Origin of the sequence: Streptomyces sp. 2131.1 (genome assembly GCF_900105515.1) — a bacterium.
Classification (GTDB): Bacteria; Actinomycetota; Actinomycetes; order Streptomycetales; family Streptomycetaceae; genus Streptomyces; species Streptomyces drozdowiczii.
Window position 1 is genome coordinate 1,432,699 of the sequence record NZ_FNSY01000001.1, and the last position, 19,211, is coordinate 1,451,909.

18 protein-coding genes are annotated in these 19,211 nt (G+C 71.6%); 8 read left to right on the forward strand and 10 right to left on the reverse strand.

All coding sequences use genetic code 11. The features are described from left to right. Positions 1 to 83 precede the first annotated feature (83 nt). The 4 genes from BLW14_RS06360 (at position 84) to BLW14_RS06375 (ending at position 3,289) form a co-directional block, all read left to right on the forward strand. Positions 84 to 1,613, forward strand: a complete 1,530-nt coding sequence (locus tag BLW14_RS06360) for a helix-turn-helix domain-containing protein (RefSeq protein WP_018523598.1) — start codon at positions 84 to 86, stop codon at positions 1,611 to 1,613. 148 nt (positions 1,614 to 1,761) lie between these two features. Beyond that, a complete protein-coding gene (locus BLW14_RS06365) occupies positions 1,762 to 2,136 on the forward strand; it encodes a hypothetical protein (protein WP_093705189.1) in 375 nt (124 codons plus the stop codon). A 28-nt stretch (positions 2,137 to 2,164) separates the two neighbouring features. Then, positions 2,165 to 2,728 (forward strand): hypothetical protein, encoded by a 564-nt coding sequence (locus BLW14_RS06370; RefSeq protein ID WP_093705191.1) that lies wholly within the window; start codon positions 2,165 to 2,167, stop codon positions 2,726 to 2,728. A 180-nt stretch (positions 2,729 to 2,908) separates the two neighbouring features. Next, the gene (locus BLW14_RS06375; protein WP_093705193.1) at positions 2,909 to 3,289 is read left to right on the forward strand and encodes a DUF962 domain-containing protein; all 381 of its coding nucleotides are present in this window, start codon (positions 2,909 to 2,911) and stop codon (positions 3,287 to 3,289) included. 7 nt (positions 3,290 to 3,296) lie between these two features. Here the strand turns inward: BLW14_RS06375 and BLW14_RS06380 are convergent, their stop codons facing one another. Beyond that, entirely contained in the window at positions 3,297 to 3,635 is a 339-nt protein-coding gene (locus BLW14_RS06380; protein ID WP_093705195.1) for a hypothetical protein, read from the reverse strand. A 193-nt stretch (positions 3,636 to 3,828) separates the two neighbouring features. Then, positions 3,829 to 5,973, reverse strand: a complete 2,145-nt coding sequence (locus tag BLW14_RS06385; RefSeq protein WP_093705197.1) for a glycoside hydrolase family 3 N-terminal domain-containing protein — start codon at positions 5,971 to 5,973, stop codon at positions 3,829 to 3,831. A 119-nt stretch (positions 5,974 to 6,092) separates the two neighbouring features. Between BLW14_RS06385 and BLW14_RS06390 the strand changes: the two genes are divergently transcribed. Both BLW14_RS06390 and BLW14_RS06395 read left to right on the forward strand, forming a co-directional pair. After that, positions 6,093 to 6,938, forward strand: a complete 846-nt coding sequence (locus BLW14_RS06390; RefSeq protein WP_256332699.1) for an endonuclease/exonuclease/phosphatase family protein — start codon at positions 6,093 to 6,095, stop codon at positions 6,936 to 6,938. A gap of 55 nt (positions 6,939 to 6,993) precedes the next feature. Next, positions 6,994 to 8,586, forward strand: coding sequence for an alpha-amylase family glycosyl hydrolase (locus tag BLW14_RS06395; protein ID WP_093705201.1), 1,593 nt, complete (start codon positions 6,994 to 6,996; stop codon positions 8,584 to 8,586). A gap of 53 nt (positions 8,587 to 8,639) precedes the next feature. Here BLW14_RS06395 and BLW14_RS06400 read toward each other — a convergent pair whose 3' ends face one another. From BLW14_RS06400 to BLW14_RS06425, 6 genes are all read right to left on the reverse strand, one after another. Next, a complete protein-coding gene (locus BLW14_RS06400; RefSeq protein ID WP_093705203.1) occupies positions 8,640 to 10,058 on the reverse strand; it encodes a sulfatase family protein in 1,419 nt (472 codons plus the stop codon). Then, positions 10,055 to 10,738: a hypothetical protein gene (locus BLW14_RS06405; protein ID WP_256332700.1), complete on the reverse strand. Its 684-nt coding sequence runs from the start codon at positions 10,736 to 10,738 to the stop codon at positions 10,055 to 10,057. The genes BLW14_RS06400 and BLW14_RS06405 overlap by 4 nt, the downstream gene beginning before the upstream one ends. 53 nt (positions 10,739 to 10,791) lie before the next feature. Then, the gene (locus BLW14_RS06410; protein ID WP_093705207.1) at positions 10,792 to 11,676 is read right to left on the reverse strand and encodes a carbohydrate ABC transporter permease; all 885 of its coding nucleotides are present in this window, start codon (positions 11,674 to 11,676) and stop codon (positions 10,792 to 10,794) included. Then, positions 11,673 to 12,662, reverse strand: coding sequence for a carbohydrate ABC transporter permease (locus BLW14_RS06415; protein ID WP_093705209.1), 990 nt, complete (start codon positions 12,660 to 12,662; stop codon positions 11,673 to 11,675). The genes BLW14_RS06410 and BLW14_RS06415 overlap by 4 nt, the downstream gene beginning before the upstream one ends. Next, on the reverse strand, positions 12,659 to 13,915 hold the full coding sequence (locus BLW14_RS06420) for a sugar ABC transporter substrate-binding protein (protein WP_093705211.1): 1,257 nt from the start codon (positions 13,913 to 13,915) through the stop codon (positions 12,659 to 12,661). Before BLW14_RS06420 ends, BLW14_RS06415 begins: the two co-directional genes overlap by 4 nt. A gap of 341 nt (positions 13,916 to 14,256) precedes the next feature. After that, entirely contained in the window at positions 14,257 to 15,318 is a 1,062-nt protein-coding gene (locus BLW14_RS06425; protein ID WP_256332701.1) for a LacI family DNA-binding transcriptional regulator, read from the reverse strand. A 204-nt stretch (positions 15,319 to 15,522) separates the two neighbouring features. On the opposite strand from BLW14_RS06425, the gene BLW14_RS06430 reads away from it, so the two are divergent. Further along, positions 15,523 to 16,944, forward strand: a complete 1,422-nt coding sequence (locus BLW14_RS06430; RefSeq protein WP_093705215.1) for a lamin tail domain-containing protein — start codon at positions 15,523 to 15,525, stop codon at positions 16,942 to 16,944. 19 nt (positions 16,945 to 16,963) lie between these two features. Here BLW14_RS06430 and BLW14_RS06435 read toward each other — a convergent pair whose 3' ends face one another. Both BLW14_RS06435 and BLW14_RS06440 read right to left on the reverse strand, forming a co-directional pair. Further along, positions 16,964 to 17,266 carry an Lsr2 family DNA-binding protein gene (locus tag BLW14_RS06435; protein WP_093705217.1) on the reverse strand — a complete coding sequence of 101 codons (303 nt, stop codon included), beginning with the start codon at positions 17,264 to 17,266 and terminating at the stop codon, positions 16,964 to 16,966. A gap of 27 nt (positions 17,267 to 17,293) precedes the next feature. Continuing rightward, positions 17,294 to 18,052: a MerR family transcriptional regulator gene (locus tag BLW14_RS06440; RefSeq protein WP_093710658.1), complete on the reverse strand. Its 759-nt coding sequence runs from the start codon at positions 18,050 to 18,052 to the stop codon at positions 17,294 to 17,296. Positions 18,053 to 18,205: 153 nt separating this feature from the next. Here BLW14_RS06440 and BLW14_RS06445 point away from each other — a divergent pair, with 153 nt between their 5' ends. Further along, positions 18,206 to 18,979, forward strand: a complete 774-nt coding sequence (locus BLW14_RS06445; RefSeq protein WP_093705219.1) for a class I SAM-dependent methyltransferase — start codon at positions 18,206 to 18,208, stop codon at positions 18,977 to 18,979. Positions 18,980 to 19,211 lie beyond the last annotated feature (232 nt).

Genomic DNA, 19,211 nt, shown 5'->3' on the forward strand with positions numbered 1-19,211 from the left:
CCTGCCGCGTCCGGCACACCACTCTCACCCGAACGGCACACCCCCACGCGAGTGCAATCTCATATCTGAGATAGCCTTTCGCCATGTCAGATGACTACCTCGTACGTATCGGCAAGCTCATCCGTGACGCCCGTCAGCACCGGGGCTGGACGCAGAGCCAGCTGGCCGAGGCCCTCGGCACCAGTCAGAGCGCCGTGAACCGCATCGAGCGCGGCAATCAAAACATCAGCCTTGAGATGATCGCCCGTATCGGTGAAGCACTCGACAGCGAAATCGTGTCGCTCGGCTACGCCGGTCCCATGCATCTGCGCGTGGTCGGCGGGCGCCGCCTCTCCGGCGCCATCGACGTCAAGACGAGCAAGAACGCCTGTGTGGCGCTGCTGTGCGCGTCGCTGCTCAACAAGGGGCGTACGGTGCTGCGCCGCGTGGCCCGCATCGAGGAGGTCTACCGGCTCCTCGAAGTGCTCAACTCCATCGGTGTGCGCGCCCGCTGGATCAACGACGGCACCGACCTGGAGATCGTGCCGCCGGCCCGGCTGGACATGGACGCGATCGACGCGGACGCCGCTCGCCGCACCCGCTCCATCATCATGTTCCTCGGCCCGCTGCTGCACCGCATGGACGCCTTCAAGCTGCCGTACGCGGGCGGCTGCGACCTCGGTACGCGGACGATCGAGCCGCACATGATCGCGCTGCGCCGCTTCGGCCTGGACATCGCCGCGACCGAGGGCATCTACCACGCCCGCGTCGACCACTCCGTCACGCCCGGCCGCCCCATCGTGCTGACCGAGCGCGGCGACACCGTGACCGAGAACGCCCTGCTGGCCGCCGCCCGCCACGACGGCACCACGGTCATCCGCAACGCCTCCTCCAACTACATGGTCCAGGACCTCTGCTTCTTCCTGGAGGCGCTGGGCGTACGCGTCGACGGCGTCGGCACGACGACCCTCACGGTGCACGGCATCCCCGACATCGACGTGGACGTGGACTACTCCCCCTCCGAGGACCCGGTCGAGGCGATGAGCCTGCTCGCCGCCGCCGTCGTCACGGAGTCCGAGCTGACGATCCGCCGGGTGCCCATCGAGTTCCTGGAGATCGAACTCGCGGTCCTGGAGGAGATGGGCGTCGACTGCGACCGCACCGCGGAGTACGCGGCGGACAACGGCCGCACCCGCCTGGTCGACCTGACGGTCCGCCCCTCCAAACTGGAGGCGCCGATCGACAAGATCCACCCGATGCCCTTCCCGGGCCTCAACATCGACAACGTCCCCTTCTTCGCGGCCATCGCCGCCTCGGCCCACGGCCAGACCCTGATCCACGACTGGGTCTACGACAACCGCGCCATCTACCTCACCGACCTCAACCGCCTCGGCGGCCGCCTCCAGCTCCTGGACCCCCACCGCGTCCTGGTCGAGGGCCCCACCCGCTGGCGCGCCGCCGAAATGATGTGCCCCCCGGCCCTGCGCCCGGCGGTGGTCGTCCTCCTCGCGATGATGGCGGCGGAGGGCACGTCGGTGCTGCGCAACGTGTACGTGATCAACCGCGGCTACGAGGAGCTCGCGGAGCGGCTGAACTCGGTGGGGGCGCAGATCGAGATCTTCCGGGACATCTAGGCGCGGAGGCGCATCGGCGGGTGCGAGCCCCTCGTTGGCCCGGTGTTGTCGACGCGTTGAAGTGATCACCTAGCTTGATCACGAAACGTCCGGAGACCGGCACGTTCTCCGGATTCACGATGACATCGACCCAACGGGGGGCATTCCCATGTCCAAGAACATCGCCGCACGCGCCGCCATGGCAGCCGGCGGCCTCGCCCTGGCCACCGCCGGACTCTTCGCGGGCGCCGGTACGGCCGCCGCCGGCTCCAGCGGTCAGCAGATCTCGTACACGGACCACGCGACGCCCGGCGTCCGGCACTCGATCGAGCTCTACGGCTACAACCACAACGGCGAGGAGAGCCTCGGCTGCTTCACCATCAACTCGGGCGGCACGACGAACATCGGCGGCTGGTGGTGGCGCGGCGACCTCGTGGTCAAGGCGTTCAACACCTCCAACTGCACGAACGGCTACAGCTGGGGGACCCACGTCGCCGTCCCGTACTCGCAGACCGGCGACTGGACGTACGTCACCGGCTACTAGGCCGGCCGTCACCAGCGGGGGAACGCACATGATCGCAACCCGTCGTGCCGTCGGCGCGGTGGCGCTGCTCGCCGCCCTGAGCGGCATCGCCGCCTGCGGGCCGGACGACTCCGAGGAGCAGGGGGCACCGGCCGGCTCCGGGGCGAGCGCCACGCCGTCCGCCTCCGCTTCCGGAGCCTCCGACTCCGGCGAGGACTGCGGCAAGCCGCCGAAATTGCCCGTCGGGCACACCCGGGTCAAGGTCACGCTGATGCGCGACTCCGGCGGTTTCGAGGCGGCGGTGGCCGAGCCGCACTGCACGCCCAACGACTGGATCTACGGGGCCGACGAGACGGACCCGGTCAAGCACTACGTCCTCCCCGAGGACGTCGAGGCGCAACTGGCCCTGATGGACGGCCCCGGCCAGTGGAAGCGGGTCGGCCACGAGGAGCTGGCTTTGCACATCGACCGCTGCCACGCCCAGGAGATCGGCGCCCCCACCGACGACTACCCCGAGGTGGAGCCGCCGTTCGGCTGCTTCGGCAACGTCTACGAGATCACCGTGGGCGCCGGGGGCGAGGTGAGGACGATCAAGGAGATCTGGAGCGTCTGACGCCTCCGGCATCCAGGAACCGCCGAGACGCCCGCGTCTCGGCGGTTCGGCGTTTCATACCGGGTGCCGCCCCGTGCGGCCTGGTGGTCGACCCGGGTTCCAGGCCCGCCCCAGGGCCCTTCGTTGGAATGGCTCGGCTGGTCGGGGGCGACTTCCTGACCGCGCTGCCGCCGGGCGGGGATGAGGAAGTTCGACCAGCGCTTCGAGGACTACATGCGCGGCCACACCAGCGAGGCGAGCCGCTGGATGCATGTGGCGGGCATGGCCGCGGCGTTGGGCCTCGCGGCCACCGCCGTACGCCGTCGCCGCCCGAGGCTGCTCGCGGCCTCGCCCGGCGCGTTCTTCGCCTTCGCCTGGAGCGGCCACTTCGTCTTCGAGCGGAACCTACCGATCGGCTTCACCGACCCCGGAGCGGCGTTCTCCGGCGACCTGAAGATGATCTACCTGATGGCGACCGGCCGCAACGTCGAGCTGAAGGAGCTGGTGGAACGGCTGCGGCGGGAGGGCGACGCCCCCGCCGCCGAGGAGCCCTCCGCGCAGGTCCTTCAGCGCGTCTCCTGACCTCGGCTCACACCGACGGCGGCGCGGCAGGCGCCGTCGGTGTGGGCTCGGGGCGCCCGGCGCCCGCGGGGACGGCGGCGAAGACCGCGAAGGCCACGCCCACCAGGCCGAAGACGATCGCCAGGTAGCCCTTGACCTGTGTCTTCGACTGGCGGACCGCGATCTCCCGCTCCCAGAGCGCCGCGTTCCTGTCGGTCTCCGCCATGTGCTCGAAGTAGCACTTCTGGAAGCTCTGGTCGGGCGGTGTGCCCTCCTGCTTGGGCGCGCAGTCGGCGTCCTCGAAGGGGCTGAGCGAGCCGCTGGTCCCGACGACCGTCTCGTCGGAGACCCGCGAGGCCGCGTCCATCGCGACCGCGCCGAAGATCCGGCAGTGATCAGGCTGAGCACCGCCAGCACGATGCAGAGCGCGGCTCCGGCGTTGCGTCCTTGAGATGACATGCCCATGGGACTAGTCACCACCGGGGACCGCCGTCGCCCGGCCTCGGATCATCCCCGGAGACCCCCGTCGCCCGCCCTCGGACCGCGCCTGCGCGGCGGCGTCACACCAGCCGCAGGCTCTGCCGCGCGGTCGCCGCCGAGCTGGTGCCCGCGTAGACGTCGATACGGCCGCGCTCCAGGACGTACGTGCCCGACGGGTCGTTGGTCCAGTGGCCGAGGTCCTCCGCGCCCAGCGTGAAGCGGACGCGGCGCTCCTCTCCCGGGGCGAGGGTGACGCGTTCGAAGCCGCGCAGCCTGCGCACCGGCTGGACGATGCCCGCCGCGACGTCGTGGATGTACAGCTGGACGACCTCGTCGCCGGTGCGGTCGCCCGTGTTGCTGACGGACACCGTGACCTCGACGCTCTCGCCGCGCTCCAGGGCGTCCACCGCGATCTCCGTACGGCTCAGCTCGGGCTCACCGGTGGTGAAGGTGGTGTAGCTCAGCCCGTGGCCGAACACGAACTGGGGGCCGTCCGGCAGGTCCAGGTACTTGGAGACGTACTTCTCCGCCTCGTCGTAGGGGCGGCCCGTCGCCTCCCGGTTGTAGTACACCGGGATCTGGCCGACGGTCCGGGGGAAGGACACCGGCAGCTTGCCGCCCGGGTTGACCGCGCCGAAGAGGATGTCCGCGACCGCGTGCCCCGCCTCGCTGCCCGCGTGCCAGGCCTCCAGGACGGCGGGTGCCCTGTCGATCCAGCCGCCGACGGTGAGCGGGCGGCCGTTGACGAGGACGACGACGAAGGGCTTGCCGGTCGCGGCGACGGCCTCGATCAGCTGCTGCTGGCCGGCGGGCAGGTCGATCTCGCTGCGGGACGCGGCCTCGCCGCTGATCGCGGAGTCCTCGCCGACCACGATCACGGTGACGTCGGACGCCCAGGCGGCGGCCGCGGCCATGGCGGGGTCGCCGCCGGAGTGCCGGACGTCGACGCCGGGCGCGGCAGCACGGATCGCGTCGAGCACGCCGACCGTGTCGAACACCAGCCGGCCGGGGCCCGCCCAGGTGCCGTGCTGGTCGGTGGAGTCGGCGTGCGGGCCGACCACCGCGATCGAGCCGCCGGGCTTCAGGGGCAGCACCGCCCCGTCGTTCTTCAGGAGGACCATCGACCGGGCGGCGGCCTCCCGGGCCGCGGCGCGCGCCTCGGCGGTGGGGGCGGCGATCTCGGCGGCCTCGTCGGTGTAGGGGTCGTCGAAGAGGCCGAGGGCGTACTTCAGGCGCAGGATGCGGGTGACGGCGTCGTCGAGCCGGTCCATGGTGATGCGGCCCGCGTCGAGCAGCTCCTGGCCGTGGTCCGCGATGTGGGTGGAGACCATCTCCATGTCGAGGCCGTGCGTGAGGGAGAGTTCGGCCGCGTGGGCGGCGTCCTCGGCGTACCCGTGCGCGACCAGCTCCATGACGCCCGTGTAGTCGCTGACCACGAAGCCGTCGAAGCCCCACTCCCCCTTGAGGATGGTGTTCATGGTGTGGCTGTTGGCGTGCGCGGGGACGCCGCCCACCGTGTTGAACGCGGCCATCACCGTGGCCGCGCCCGCGTCGAGCGCGGCCTTGAACGGCGGCAGGTAGTGGTTGCGCAGCCGCTGTTCGGAGATGTCCACGGTGTTGTAGTCCCGGCCGCCCTCGGCGCCGCCGTAGGCCACGAAGTGCTTGGCGCAGGCCGCGACGCGCTCCTGGGACCGGAGCCCCGAGCCGTCGGCGGGCCCCTGGTAGCCGCGTACCTTCGCCACGGCGAGGACCGCGTTCAGGTACGGGTCCTCACCGCTCGATTCGGCGATGCGGCCCCAGCGCGGTTCGTTGGTCACGTCCATCATCGGGGAGAACGTCCAGCGCACGCCCTGCGAGCGGGTCTCGGCTGCGGACACCCGGGCGTCGGTCTCGGCCACGGACGGGTCGAAGGCGGACGCCTGGGCGAGCGGGATCGGGAAGGTCGTCCAGAAGCCGTGGATGACGTCGAAGCCGAAGAGCAGCGGGATGCCGAGCCGGGACTCCTCGACGGCCAGGCGCTGGAGGTCGTTGGTCCACTGCGCGCCGTGCAGGTTCAGTACCGAACCCAGCCGCCCGGCCCGGGCCAGCGCCTCGATCTCCTTGGTCTGGCCACCGCCGGGCCCCGTGTCCCCGGTCCAGGTCAGCTGCTGGACCTGGCCGAGCTTCTCCTCTGTCGTCATCCGGCCGAGGAGTTCCTTGACCTTGTCGTCGTGCGATCGGAGCATGTCGGGTCCTTCGTGGCGGAAAGCAGGAGGTGAGCGGGGTCCTTGCCGGACGGAACAGCGAGGGCTAACGTCGCTCGCAGCAGAAATGTAAGCGCATTCAGGCGAGGGGGCAAGGAGTCATGGCCCCTCGTGACAGGATCGATGACTCGGCACGGGAGGCATCCATGGCCAACGGCGCGTCGGCCCTGCACGTCATGAGTTTCAACCTCCATGTGGACTGGGAGTGTTCGCCCCGGCCGTGGCGGGCCCGCCGGGAGGCGGTGGCGGCGGTCCTGCGGGCCGAGCGGCCGCATCTGCTCGGCACCCAGGAGGGGCGCCCGCACCAGATCGACGACGTGCTCACCGCGCTCGGGCCGGGCTACGCCAGGACCGGCCGGGGGCGCGACGGGAACAGCGAGGGCGAGCACATGGCCGTCCTCCACGACCGCGAGCGGCTCGAAGCCCTGGAGCACGGGGACTTCTGGCTCTCCGACACGCCTCAGGTGCCCGCGTCCGAGACGTGGGGCGGCGCCTGCCCGCGCATGGCGACCTGGATCCGCTTCCGGGACCTGGTCACCGGAGGGGTCTTCCTCGCCGTGAATACGCACCTCGACCATGTCAGCGCTTACGCCCGCGCCCGCGCGGCGGAGCTGCTCGCGGAGCGGTTCGACGCGCTCGCGCCCGGCCTGCCCGTCGTCCTCACCGGCGACTTCAACACCCCGGCGGACGACCCCGAGGTGCACGGCGTGCTGCTCGCGAAGGGCTCGCTGGCGGACACCTGGGAAAGCGCGGAGGAGCGTGGTCCCGCGTACGGCACCTTCCACGACTACCGCCCGCCGGTCGCGGGCGGACCGCGCATCGACTGGATCCTCGCCTCGCGCGGGACCAGGGTGCGGGAGGCGTCGGCGCTGCTGCCGGGTGCGGTGGCGCCGAGCGATCACCTGCCGGTGCGCGCCGTGGTCGAGCCGCCCCTGACGTCCCGCTGAACCCGTGCCCGCAAAGGAACCCGCCCCACCCCATCCCCGTACCGGAGGAATCCGTATGCCATCCCCCCGTCCGGCGGCCGAATGGCTCGCCGACGCCGTGCTGTACCAGATCTACCCGCAGTCCTTCGCCGATTCCAACGGTGACGGGATCGGCGACTTCGCGGGGATCGAGGCGCGGCTCGACCATCTCCAGTGGCTCGGCGTGAACACCGTGTGGTTCAACCCGTGCTTCGTCTCGCCGTTCGACGACGCCGGGTACGACGTCGCCGACTACCTCAACGTCGCCCCGCGCTACGGCACCAACGAGGACCTGGCCCGGCTCACCGAGGCGGCCGGGCGCCGGGGTATCCGCGTGCTGCTCGACCTGGTGGCGGGGCACACCTCCGACCAGCACCCCTGGTTCCGGGCCTCCGCGAACGACCCCGCCGACCAGCGCTTCATCTGGGCGGACACGGAGCAGGCGCCGCCCGGGTTCGTCGCCTCGCCCGGCAGCCGGTCCGGCTTCTACCAGCCGAACTTCTTCGAGTCGCAGCCCGCGCTCAACTTCGGGCACGCGCGCACGGACCCGGCGGAGCCGTGGCGGCTGCCCGTCGACGCCGAGGGGCCGCGCGCCAACCGGCAGGCGCTGCGCGAGATCATGGACCACTGGCTGGGCGTCGGCCTGTCCGGCTTCCGGGTCGACATGGCCGCCTCGCTGGTCAAGGACGACCCGGGCCACGCGGAGACGGCGAAGCTCTGGACGCAACTGCGCGGCTGGCTCGACCGGACGCACCCGAGCGCGGCGCTGCTCTCCGAGTGGGGCGACCCGCAGGTCTCGGTCCCGGCGGGTTTCCACGCGGACTTCTTCCTGCAGTTCGGCCCGCGCGGCGACGGGCTGCCTCTGCGGTCGCTGTGGAACAACTGGGAGGGCACGGTCAGCGAGCCGTGGGAGCCGCTGGAGCCTTACTTCGGTGCCGGGGGCCAGGGCGGCTTCGCCACCTTCCTCGATGCCTGGCGCGAGGCCACGGAGATCATCGGGGACGCGGGGTTCATCTCGCTGCCCACGTCCAACCACGACTTCTCCCGGCTCGCCACGGGCCCGCGTACCGCCGAACAGCTGCCCGCCGCCTTCGCGTTCCAGCTGACGTGGGCGACGCTGCCGGCGATCTACTACGGGGACGAGATCGGCATGCGGTACGTGCCGGGCACGCCGACCCGCGAGGGCAGCCGGCTGGGTCCGCGCTACGACCGGGCAGGCTCTCGTACGCCCATGCAGTGGGACGACTCGCCGAACGCGGGCTTCTCGACCGCGCCCGCCGACGCCCTCTACCTGCCGGTCGACCCGGACCCGGCCCGTCCGACGGTCGCCGCCCAGCGCGCCGACGAGGGCTCCCTCCTCCACCTGGTCAGGCGCCTGATCGCGCTGCGCAAGGCCACCCCGGAGCTGGGCAGCGGCGGCTCCACGGAGGTGCTGCACGACGGGTATCCACTGGTGTACGTGCGGGGAGGGCGGTACCTGGTCGTGGTCAACCCGCGCTCCGAGGCGGCCGGGACCGCCGCCCCGGTCGGCCGGGTCACCGCCGTGGAGGCGCGCGGGGTGACCGTGGCGGACGGCCGTATCCGCGCCGAGGGCTTCGGCTTCGGCGTCTTCGCGCTCGACGCGGGCTGAGCGGTTCCGCCCCCGCCCCTGCCGCGGTCCGGGGCGGGGGCGGCAGCCGTACTTCAGCCGGGAGTGTCCCCGTACTGCCTTTGCAGCGCGGCCAGTTCGGCGGTCAGTTCACGGACGAGGTCCTGGTACGCGGGGTCGTCGTACCGGTTGCGCAGCTCGTCCGGGTCGGCGGTCAGGTCGAACAGCTCCCACTCGGGTGTCCGGGTCTCGTTCCTGGCGCCCGGCTGGCCGGAGCCGTGGCCCGGGTAGTGGATGAGCTTGTGGGTGCGGGTGCGGACTCCGTAGCTGGCCTGCACGTTGTGGCAGACGTCCAGGTGCTCGAAGTAGCGGTAGTACATCGACTGCCGCCAGTCGTCCGGCCGTTCACCCCTGAGCAGCGGGACGAGGCTGCGGCCCTGCATCCGTGGATGCGCTTCCACCCCGGCGAGGTCGAGGATGGTCTGCGCGTAGTCCACGTTGATCACGAGCTCGTCGCAGCTGCTGCCCGGCGGGGTGACGCCCGGCCAGCGCACCACCAGGGGGATGCGCATCGACGGGTCGTACATGAATCTCTTGTCGAACCAGCCGTGTTCGCCCAGGTAGAAGCCGTGGTCCGAGGTGTACGCCACGGCCGTGTCCCGGTCCAGGCCGGTTGTGTCCAGGTAGTGCAGGACCCGGCCGACGTTCTCGTCGAGCGCCGCGACGACCCGTAGGTACTCCTTGATGTAGCGCTGGTAGCGCCACTCGCGCTCCTCGCGCTCGTCAAGCCCTTCGGGGACGGGTGCCTTGAGGTCGTGCGGTTGCAGGTCGCTCATGCGCATCGCGGCCTCGGCGGCGGCGTTCGCCCGGTCGCTGTAGTCGTCGTGGAGGGTGCGCGGGGCCGGGATGTCCACGTTCTCGTACAGGTGCCGGTGGCGTTCGGCGGGCTCGAAGGCGCGGTGCGGGGCCTTGTGCTGGATGAACAGGGCGAAGGGACGGTCGGGGTCGCGCCGGTCGAGCCAGTTCAGGGCGAGATCGGTGATGAGGTCGGTGACGTAACCGGTGTACTGCCGCTCGCCGTCCCGCGTGACGAACGACGGGTCGTGGTAGACGCCGTGCTCGGGCAGCACCTCCCAGTGGTCGAAGCCGACCGGGTCCGACTTTCCGCCGTGGCCGAGGTGCCATTTACCGACGATCGCCGTCTGGTAGCCGGCGTCCTGGAGCATCTCCGGGAACGAGGGCTGGGTGGCGTCGAACTTCTGGCCCTCCTGTTCCAGGGTCGTCATGCCGTTGACGTGGCTGTAGGTGCCGGTGAGCAGGGAGGCCCGGGCGGGCGAGCAGATCGCGTTGGTGCAGAAGGCGTTGTCGAACCGCATGCCTTCGTCGGCCAGCCTGTCGACGGCCGGGGTCCGGTTGATGACGCTGCCGTAGGCGCCGATGGCCGGTACGGCGTGGTCGTCGGTCATGAAGAAGACGAGGGAGGGGCGCTGCCCCTGAGTGCCGTTGGTGCTCATGGCCCGGATGCCTCCTTGGCGGGTGCGGGGTGGGTCCGGTCGCGGGCGAGCCGCAGGGTACGGCGGCCCGGCAGGGGAAGGACGAGCGTGGCGCGTACGAGCCCGTCGGGGGCCGGGTACGCGGTGGGTTCGCAGCCGGGGCCGTCGGCGCGCAGCCGGTAGGGCGCGCCGGGTTCGAGCCCGGCGATCTCGACGGTGACGCGGCGGCCCAGTACCGGGACCGGCGCGGCGCCGGGCCGGTCGGGGGCGGCGTTGACCAGGCGTACCTCGATCGCGCCGTCGTCCGCGGCGGTCACGGCGGCCGTGGCGGTCACCAGGGCGCGGGCTCCGTCGCCGCTGAGGCGCGCGGGGCGGTGCGGCGTGCCGGCGTCGAACCGCACCCTTACGTGGGCGGGTTCGCTGCCCGGGGCGAGTGCGCAGCCGCGTACCGGGCCCGGCAGGGGCGGCTGCGGGCCTTCGGCGGTCCTCGGTGCGATCCGGTACCAGTAGCCGCGCCCGGCCTCGGCGTGCGTGTCCGCGTACGGCGGCAGGACCGGCCTGGGGTGCAGCGGTGCGTACGGGCCCTCGTAGTGGTCGGCGCGGAGTACGACGTAACCGGCCGTGCCCGGTGCCGGTGCCCAGTCGAGCTGGACGTGACCGATGCCGTCCCGGGACCGCAGCAGTGTGCGGTGCGGGCGCACGACGCGCCTTTCGGGGGTGGGCGGGGCGCCGAGGAGCGGTCCGGGGCGCCCGTTCACTTCAGGCCGGAGGTCGCGATGCCCTGCGTGAAGTGGCGCTGGAGGACGAGGAAGACGGCGACGACCGGGAGCACCACGAGGAAGGCGCCGGCCATCAGTACGCCGTTGGAGCCGGCGGCCTTGGTCGGGTCGGTGGCGAAGGTGGCGAGGGCCACCGGCAGGGTGTACTTGTCGGGGTCGTTCGTCGCGACGAGCGGCCACAGGAAGTTGTTCCAGGAGCCGAGGAAAACGAAGATCGACAGGGTGGCGAGGGCGGGCTTGACCAGGGGCAGCACGATCCGCCAGAAGATGTACCACTCGCCGGCGCCGTCGATGCGGGCCGCTTCGAGGAGTTCGTCGGGGATGGCCATCATGAACTGCCGCATGAGGAAGACGCCGAACGCGCCGGCCGCGAAGGGCAGGATGAGCCCCGCGTAGCTGTCGAGCAGTCCCATCTTGCTCATCATCACGAACTGGGGCAGCAGCATCAGGTTGCCCGGCACCATCAGGGCGCCCAGGACGACGCCGAGCACGGCCTTCTTGCCCGCGAAGTTCAGCTTGGCCAGGGCGTATCCGAGCATCGAGCAGAACACCAGGTTGCAGCCGGTCACGACGACGGCGACGACCGCCGAGTTCATGAAGTTGCGCGCGATGTCCATCAGGTCGAGCAGTTCGCGGAAGTTCGCGAGGGTCCACTCGGTGGGGATCCAGACCGGCGGGCTCGCGCCCAGGTCCTTCGGCGTCTTGAAGGCGGAGACCGCCATCCACAGGAAGGGCGCGGACATCACGACCAGACCCACGGTGAGCAGCGTGTACGTGAGTGCCGTGGTCCCCGGCCTGCGCGAGGTGGCCGTGCGTCCCGGCTTCGGCGGGCGCGTGGTGCGGGGCTCGGTTGCGCTCATCGGGTCTTGTCCTTCAGCAGGCGGAACTGGAGCAGCGTGACGGCCAGGACGATCGTGAACAGGACGTAGGCCATGGCGCTCGCGGAGCCCATGTGGAAGAAGCTGAACCCTTCCTTGTACATGTGCAGCGACACCGTGAGCGTGCTGTCGCCGGGGCCGCCGTCGGTCATCACGAAGGGCTCCTCGAAGACGTTGAGGAAGCCGATGGTGGTCATCACCGCGACGTACAGCATGGTCGGCCGCAGCAGGGGGACCGTGATCCGGCGGAACTCCTGGAAGGCGCCCGCCCCGTCCAGCTTCGCCGCCTCGCGGACCTCGACCGGGATGGCCTGGAGACCGGCGAGGAAGAGGACCATCGCGGTGCCCATGTTGCGCCAGACCGCCATGACGATCAGCGACGGCATCGCGAGCGCCTTGGAGGCGAGGAAGTCCGGCGTGGAGAAGCCGAGCTGGGAACCGAGCCCGGCGATCAGGCCCTCCGACGGGTCGAGCACGAACCGCCAGATGACGGCGACCGCGACGATGGCGGTGACCACGGGCACGTAGAAGCCGACCCGGAAGAAGGTCCGGAAGCGGTCGATGCCGGAGTTGAGGAGCACGGCGGCGACCAGGCCGCTGCCGATGGTCAGCGGGACGCCCAGCACCACGAAGTAACAGGTGTTGAAGAGCGCCTTCATGAACTTCGGGTCGTCGAAGAGCGCGGTGTAGTTGTCCAGGCCGACGAAGTTCGCGTCGAGCGGGTGGGTGACGTTGCGCAGGCCGAAGTCGGTGAAGCTCATGAGGAGCGTCGCGATGATCGGGAACGCCATGAAGGTCAGGAAGAGGGCCAGGAACGGCGTCGAGTACAGCCAGCCGGCGAGGTTCTGCCGGGAGAGCCGGTCGGGGCGGAGCTCCGGGCCCGTCGGGGCCTGCTGTCCGGGAGGGCCGCCGGCCTGGGCCGGGGCGCGGTCCGGGCCTGCCCCGGCCCGGGTGGCGGCGGTCTTCACCGGGAGATCAGCCCCTCGGTGGTCGCCTGGAGCTTCTTGGCCTCGGCGGCGGGGTCACCGCCCTGCGCGATCTTCTCCAGGGTGCCCTCGATGGCCGCGGCGATCTCGTTCCACTTCTCCAGCGCCGGGATCTCCTTGCCGGTGTCCAGGGCGGCGCGGAACACCTTCAGGCTGTCGGCCTCGGCGCTGTCCTTGATCTCCGGCAGGTCGTAGGCGGCCTTGGCGGCGGGGAGGGACTTGGTCGCGCCGTACCAGGCGGCCTGCGTCTCGGGAGTGGTCAGGTACTGGGTGAACTTCTCGGCGGCGGCCTTGTGCTCGCTGTCCCTGAAGGTCACCAGCGAGGAGCCGCCGACCCAGGAGACGGACCCCTTGGGGCCTGCGGGCAGCGGGGCGGTCTTCCACTTGCCCTTGAGCTGCGGCTGCTGCTCGTTGAGGTTCTGGACCATCCAGGGGCCGGACATGAACGTCGGCTCCTCGCCCTTGGCGAAGGTCTTGGCCACGTCCGCGCCGGGCACGAAGTTCTTCTTGGCCAGCCCGTCCTTGAAGTAGCCGCCCCACGTCTCGAACGCCTTCACGGCCTCCGGGGAGTCGAGCGCGGCCTTGCCGTCGGCGTCGGTGAGGCTGCCGCCCTCGGAGTACAGGAACTGGAGCCAGCTCTGCCAGGCGCCGGTGTTGCCGGGCTGGAGGGCGGTGCCCCACTGGGCGCCGTTCTTCCTGTACGCCTCCGCCAGCGCGTGGTGGTCCGCCCAGGTGACCGGGGCCTTGTCGACGCCCGCCTTCTTCGCGAGGTCGGTGCGGTAGTAGAGGCCGCGTACGTCGGCGTACCACGGGACGCCGTAGGCGGTGCCGTCCACCACGTTGCTGTTCCAGGTGGCGGGGAAGAAGTCCGACTTCTTGAAGGTCTTGGTGTTCACCGGCTCCAGCACGTCGAGCGCGATGTACTGCCCCATCATCGTGGAGCCCATCTGCGCCATGTCGGGGAGCTTCCCGGCGGCCGCGGCGGCGGTCATCTTCTGGCCGACGACGTCCCAGCCGATCGGGGTCACCTTGACGGTGACGTTCGGGTTGTCCTTCTCGAAGTCCTTGGCGACCTCGGCCAGCCGCTTGGCCTCCTCGCCCATGCCCCAGACGGTCAGGGTCTGCTTGGCGTCGGCGGACTGCTGCGCGCCGCTGCCGCCACCGCAGGCGGTGAGGGACAGGGCGACGGCCACCGCGACGGAGATGCCTGCGACGGTCTTGGCGGGGCGTGCCATGGAGCTCCTCCTTGAGCTGTGTATGCGCTATCTGAAAGCGCATACAGAACTCTGCGACACGGGTCTGGATCGCTCAAGGGGCGTGGGATAACGCTTGGGTAACGCGAGCGGTGCCGGGGTTGACCCTGGGGTGTACGGGATGGGCGCGGGACGCCCGGGCGGTGGCGGGCAGGCGGCGCTCCGGACCGGGGCGCCCGGGTCCCGGGCCGGGGCGTCCGGGTCCGGGACCGGGCCCTTCGGGCGCGCCCCCGGGGCTCTGCGGCCCTGCGGTCGGGGTGCGCGTGCGACCGGCGCGCCCGCCGTCCGTACGGGCTCTACGCCCCCGTGCCCGCGTACGGGCTCTATGCCCCCGTGCCCGCCGGGCAGCCGCAGCTCTCGCGCAGCACCGCCGCGACGGGCAGGAGTCTCGCCTCGGGCGCTCTGTCGCGCTCGGCGAGCCGCGCCACCAGCAGTTCGACCGCCTCCACGCCGAGCCGCCCCATGGGCTGGAGGACCGTCGTGAGCGTCGGCCGGACCAGGCGGCTGAGCGGGATGCCGTCGAACCCGGTCACGGCGATGTCCCCGGGCACGTCGACGCCGCGCTCCTGGAGGGCGTGCAGCCCGCCCACCGCCATCTGGTCGTTGGCGAACACGAGCCCCTGGGGCCGGGACCCCTTCGCGGACGCCCCGAAAAGGGTCTCCACCGCCTGGCGTCCGGCGGCCTGGGTGAGGTCGCCCCGCAGGTCGGGCTCGGCGGGGAGCGGGAGGCCGGCTTCGAGGTGCGCGGCCTGGTAGCCGAGGAACCGGGCCTCGCCGTCCGGGGAGTCCGCGGGCCCGCCGACGAAGGCGAGCCGGCGCAGCCGGTGGGCACTGAGCAGGTGCCGGGTGATCTGCAGCTGGCCGTCGAAGTTGGCCACCTTCACATGGTCCAGCCCGTCGTACGGCTCCCCCGCGAGCACCACGACGGGCACCCTCCGGGCCACCATCTCCAGGGCCTCGTCCGGCACGGCCTGGGCGAGTACGGCGAGCCCGTCGACCCGCCCCGCGACCTCGGTGAGCCGGACGCCCGCCTCGTCGGCGTGCGAGGAGGCGATGAGCAGGGCGTATCCGTGTCGCCGGGCGGCCCGCTCCATGCCCCGTATGACCTCGTCGGAGTAGAGGGTCACCTCGCCGGGGTCGGACGCGGTCGCGCTGTCGGCCTCCGCGTCGTGGAAGTCCGGGTAGCACAGGCCCAGTACGCCGGTGCTGCGGCTGGCGAGTCCGCGTGCGCTGCCGCTGGGCACGTACCCGAGTTCGCGTGCGCTGGCCAGTACGCGTTCGCGGGTCTCCCCGCGCACCGAATCCGGGTTGCGGTACACCCGCGACACCGTGGCGATGGAGACCCCCGCCCGCTCGGCAACGTCGTACACCGTAGGAGTACTCATCGCGCCGCGTCACCTCTCTTCCCCTGTGGTTCCGGAGATGTTCCCACATGCGGGGCGCCGGTTTGGAAGCGCATTCACGCATGTGGGGGTCGGCGCAGAATTCGCCCGGCGTTCGCGAGCCGTCCTCCCGGGGGTAGGCATCCCGTTCGGGCGGGGCCGAGAGCGTCGGGCCGCCCGCCCCACGACGACCTCAGGATGGATTCCGTGACCGCATCGACCTTCCGCCCACGGCGGCCCCGCGCTCTCGCCCGTTTCCTCGTCGCCGCGCCGCTGCTGGCGGCCGGTGCGCTGACCGGGGTGCCTGCGGCGCAGGCGGCCCCGGTCGACGACGTACGTATCAACGAGGTGGTGACCACCGGCGGCGTCAACGACTCGGTGGAGCTGTACAACAAGGGCGGCTCGTCGGTCGACGTGTCGGGCTGGATCCTGAAGGACGACGACAACGACCACTCGTACAAGATCGCCTCCGGCACGACTCTGGCACCGGGCGGCTTCCGGGCGTTCGACGTGAGCGGGGCGTTCGGGCTCGGCTCGGCGGACGAGGCGCGGCTGTATCTGGCGGACGGCAAGACGCAGGTGGACGGCTTCTCCTGGAGCAAGCACTCCGGTCCGTCCTGGTCGCGCTGCCCCGACGGGACGGGCGCGTTCGAGCAGGCGGCCTCGGCGACACTGGGCGCGGCGAACGCCTGCGGCGGCGGGGGCGGCGGGGACACCACGACGCCCGTGGCATGGCCCGGAGGCAGCGCGGTCGCCACGGCGGACGGCTCCAACGTCTTCGGCGAGGACCTGAGCGGCCTCTACCAGGACGGCAGCGTGCTGTGGGCGGCGCAGAACAGCGGCAAGCTGTGGCGCCTGGTCCGGGACGGCTCCGGCGGCTGGAAGCCGGACACCGCGAACGGCTGGTCCTCCGGCAAGACCCTCCGCTTCCCCGGCGGCTCCGGCAGCCCGGACAGCGAGGGCGTCACGGCGACCGGCGGCGGGATCTTCGTCGCGAGCGAGCGCAACGGGGACGCCTCGGGCACGAGCCGCCTGTCGGTGCTGAAGTACGACGCCAGCGGCTCGGGCTCCTCGCTGACCGCCGCCAGGGAGTGGAACCTCACCTCGGACCTCCCGTCGACGGGCTCCAACCTGGGCCTCGAAGCGATCACCTGGGTCCCGGACGCGTCGCTGACCGGCGCCGGCTTCAGGGACGCGTCGACGGGCGCCGCGTACGACCCGTCCCGCTACGGCGCCCACAGCGGCGGGGTCTTCTTCGTCGGCGTCGAGAGCACCGGCATGGTCTACGGCTACGTCCTGGCCGACTCCGGTTCGTACACCCGGGTCGCCTCCTTCAGCAGCGGCATGTCCGGCGTGATGGAGCTCCAGTGGGAGCCCCAGGCGTCCCGCCTCTGGGCGGTCTGCGACGACACCTGCGACGGCCGGCACCGCACGCTGAAGGTCGACGCGACGGGCACGTTCGCCACAGCCGCCGTGTACAACCGCCCGTCCGGCATGCCGGACTACAACAACGAGGGCTTCGCGCTCGCCGGCGCCGACGAGTGCGTGGCGGGGTCGAAGCCGGTGTACTGGTCGGACGACGCCAATGACGGCGGGCACGCGTTGCGGCGGGGCAGCGTCAGCTGCTGACCGGTCGGGGTGCGCACGCTCACCCCTGTGATGCCTCGTAGGCCGCGCGGATCGCGGCGGGAATGCGCCCACGGTCATTGACGAGATGGCCGTGGGCGCGTGCCCAGAGGCGTATCGGCTCGTCTCCCGGACGGGCAACGGACCTGCCGGGCCGGGAGGACCTGCCGGGGCCGCCCCAGTCACCCGTCGAGACCCCTGCCCGGGGTCGTGCGTCGGCGGGGCGCGCGACCTCGAACACCGGCAGGACGTCCCGCGCGGCCTCGGTGGCGTAACGGGCCACGGTTCTCAGCTCGTCCAGGGACAGTTCGAAGTCGCTCGTCACGCCGGTGATCCTCGCACAGACGTCCGTTCAGCCGAGCCGGTCCGCCGTGTACGCCTCGATGGCATCGCGCTGGAACGCGGCGAGGCCGGGCGCGATGGCCTCGTAGGCAGCCCGCCAGTCGGGGTTGTCCACGACCGAGCGGCCCATGGCCAGGTGCTCCTCGGCGGTGACCGGGCGCAGGGCGGAGAGCAGCCGGTAGTGGGCGTCGATCTCGGCCTTGACCGGCGCGGAGTCGGCGGCGTGGCCGTCGGCCCGGAGTTCGGCGAGGCGGATCATCCTGGCCGTACGGTCGCGCTGGCCGGCCTCGATGTCCTCGGGGCTCCTTCCGTCGACGTGCTCGGCGACCCGCTCGGCGTGGGCGGGGAAGTCGCGCAGGCTCTCCTGGTACTGGTCCGGCTGTACGCCCTCGAAAAGGTTCTCCGGTCGGTTGATGGTCATGGGTGCGTCGTCCTTTCTGGACTGTTCCAGTTCGGCGATCGTGCGCGAGACGGTGGTGGCCAGCGTGTCGAGCCGGTCCCGTTCGGCCAGGAGCCGCCGGTGGTGGCCGCGCAGGGCCTCCTCCGCGTCGACCTGCTCGGCCAGGACGCGGCCGATGTCCCCCAGCCCGAGACCCAGCTCTCGCAGGACCAGGATCTGCTGAAGCACCAGGAGCTGGCGCTCGCCGTAGTACCGCAGCCCGCCCGCCCCCGTCCGGGCGGGTGGCAGCAGACCGATCTCGTCGTAATGCCGCAGCGTCCGGGCGGTCACCCCCGACATCCGCGCCACCTCAGCGGTCGGCCACTCCATCGCCTTCACCCCGCGCTTTCGCCGTACCGAGCCGGCGTTTCCGGCCCTGTCCCACGACCGTAGAAGCTGCCGTTGCGTCAGCCGCAAGGCGCGGCGTCCGTCAGCCGAAAACGGCGGGCGGGCCGTATGACCCCTCTGCCAGGATGGCCGGCCATGACCGCGACGCGAGCCACCATCCTCCTCGACCAACTGGCCTCGGTGTACGACGAGGTGCTGCCGTTCTTCGCCGGGTTCGCCCGACAGCACATGGCGTGGGTCGCTCCCGGGCCCGGGACCCGGGTGCTCGACCTGGGGGCCGGGCGCGGTGCCCTGACCGGTGCCGCGCTTGCCCACGGCTGTCGGGTGACGGCGGTGGACTGCGCTGCCGGGATGGTCGAGCGGCTGGCGGACCGATACCCGCGGGTGCACGAGGCGCGGGTGATGGACGTACACCAACTGGACTTTCCCGACGGCTGCTTCGACCTGGTCTGTGCGGGGTTCGTCGTCCACCTGCTCGATGATCCGGCTGCGGCGGCCCGGGAGGTCCGGCGCGTCCTTGCCCCTGGCGGGGTGTTCTCCTTCTCCGTCCCCGGGGACGTCGAGGACGCGCCGGAGTGGGAGTTCTACGGGGCCCTCTTCCGGGAGTTCCAGCCCCTGATTCCCGAAGGTCAGGGGCGGCTCAGCCGTCCCCTGGACGCGGAGCGGCTGCTTTCGGCCGCGGGATTCACCGGCATCGGCGGGACCGCCATCGAGCAGCGCCTGCCCGTCCCGGATGCCGACACGTTCTGGGACTGGGGGCTCTCGCACGGCTCCCGCGCCTACTTCGACGCCCTCCCGGCCGATGCCCGTACCGAGTTCGAGGCCCGAGTGCGGGCGGAGCTGTCCGCGATGGACCCGATCGTGTTCGCGGCCGGTGCGCGCCTCTGGCGCGGGGCCTCAGCGGCCTGACCTCGGGGGCCGGGCCGCACCCCAACCGCCGGGGGATCGCGGCGCTGAGCGTCAGGTGGTGGTACGTCGCCCGGAAGCCGTACGGAGCGAAGAGGGTGAGGCAGGTCCGCAGCGCGCTGTGCCGGCGGTGGACGGGGAGACCGGCATCGTGCACGCGCGCTCGGTGGGTCACGAAGCTGGTCATCGCGTGGGCGCCCGGTCCAGAGCCCTTACCGGGGCCGCCTCGCCGTTC

Bases quoted from the DNA above. Each gene is read 5' to 3' on its own strand.
- BLW14_RS06360 (WP_018523598.1), top strand. From the start codon at position 84: ATGTCAGATGACTACCTCGTACGTATCGGCAAGCTCATCCGTGACGCC.
- BLW14_RS06365 (WP_093705189.1), top strand. From the start codon at position 1,762: ATGTCCAAGAACATCGCCGCACGCGCCGCCATGGCAGCCGGCGGCCTC.
- BLW14_RS06370 (WP_093705191.1), top strand. From the start codon at position 2,165: ATGATCGCAACCCGTCGTGCCGTCGGCGCGGTGGCGCTGCTCGCCGCC.
- BLW14_RS06375 (WP_093705193.1), top strand. From the start codon at position 2,909: ATGAGGAAGTTCGACCAGCGCTTCGAGGACTACATGCGCGGCCACACC.
- BLW14_RS06380 (WP_093705195.1), bottom strand. From the start codon at position 3,635: ATGGACGCGGCCTCGCGGGTCTCCGACGAGACGGTCGTCGGGACCAGC.
- BLW14_RS06385 (WP_093705197.1), bottom strand. From the start codon at position 5,973: ATGCTCCGATCGCACGACGACAAGGTCAAGGAACTCCTCGGCCGGATG.
- BLW14_RS06390 (WP_256332699.1), top strand. From the start codon at position 6,093: ATGGCCCCTCGTGACAGGATCGATGACTCGGCACGGGAGGCATCCATG.
- BLW14_RS06395 (WP_093705201.1), top strand. From the start codon at position 6,994: ATGCCATCCCCCCGTCCGGCGGCCGAATGGCTCGCCGACGCCGTGCTG.
- BLW14_RS06400 (WP_093705203.1), bottom strand. From the start codon at position 10,058: ATGAGCACCAACGGCACTCAGGGGCAGCGCCCCTCCCTCGTCTTCTTC.
- BLW14_RS06410 (WP_093705207.1), bottom strand. From the start codon at position 11,676: ATGAGCGCAACCGAGCCCCGCACCACGCGCCCGCCGAAGCCGGGACGC.
- BLW14_RS06420 (WP_093705211.1), bottom strand. From the start codon at position 13,915: ATGGCACGCCCCGCCAAGACCGTCGCAGGCATCTCCGTCGCGGTGGCC.
- BLW14_RS06425 (WP_256332701.1), bottom strand. From the start codon at position 15,318: ATGAGTACTCCTACGGTGTACGACGTTGCCGAGCGGGCGGGGGTCTCC.
- BLW14_RS06440 (WP_093710658.1), bottom strand. From the start codon at position 18,052: ATGGAGTGGCCGACCGCTGAGGTGGCGCGGATGTCGGGGGTGACCGCC.
- BLW14_RS06445 (WP_093705219.1), top strand. From the start codon at position 18,206: ATGACCGCGACGCGAGCCACCATCCTCCTCGACCAACTGGCCTCGGTG.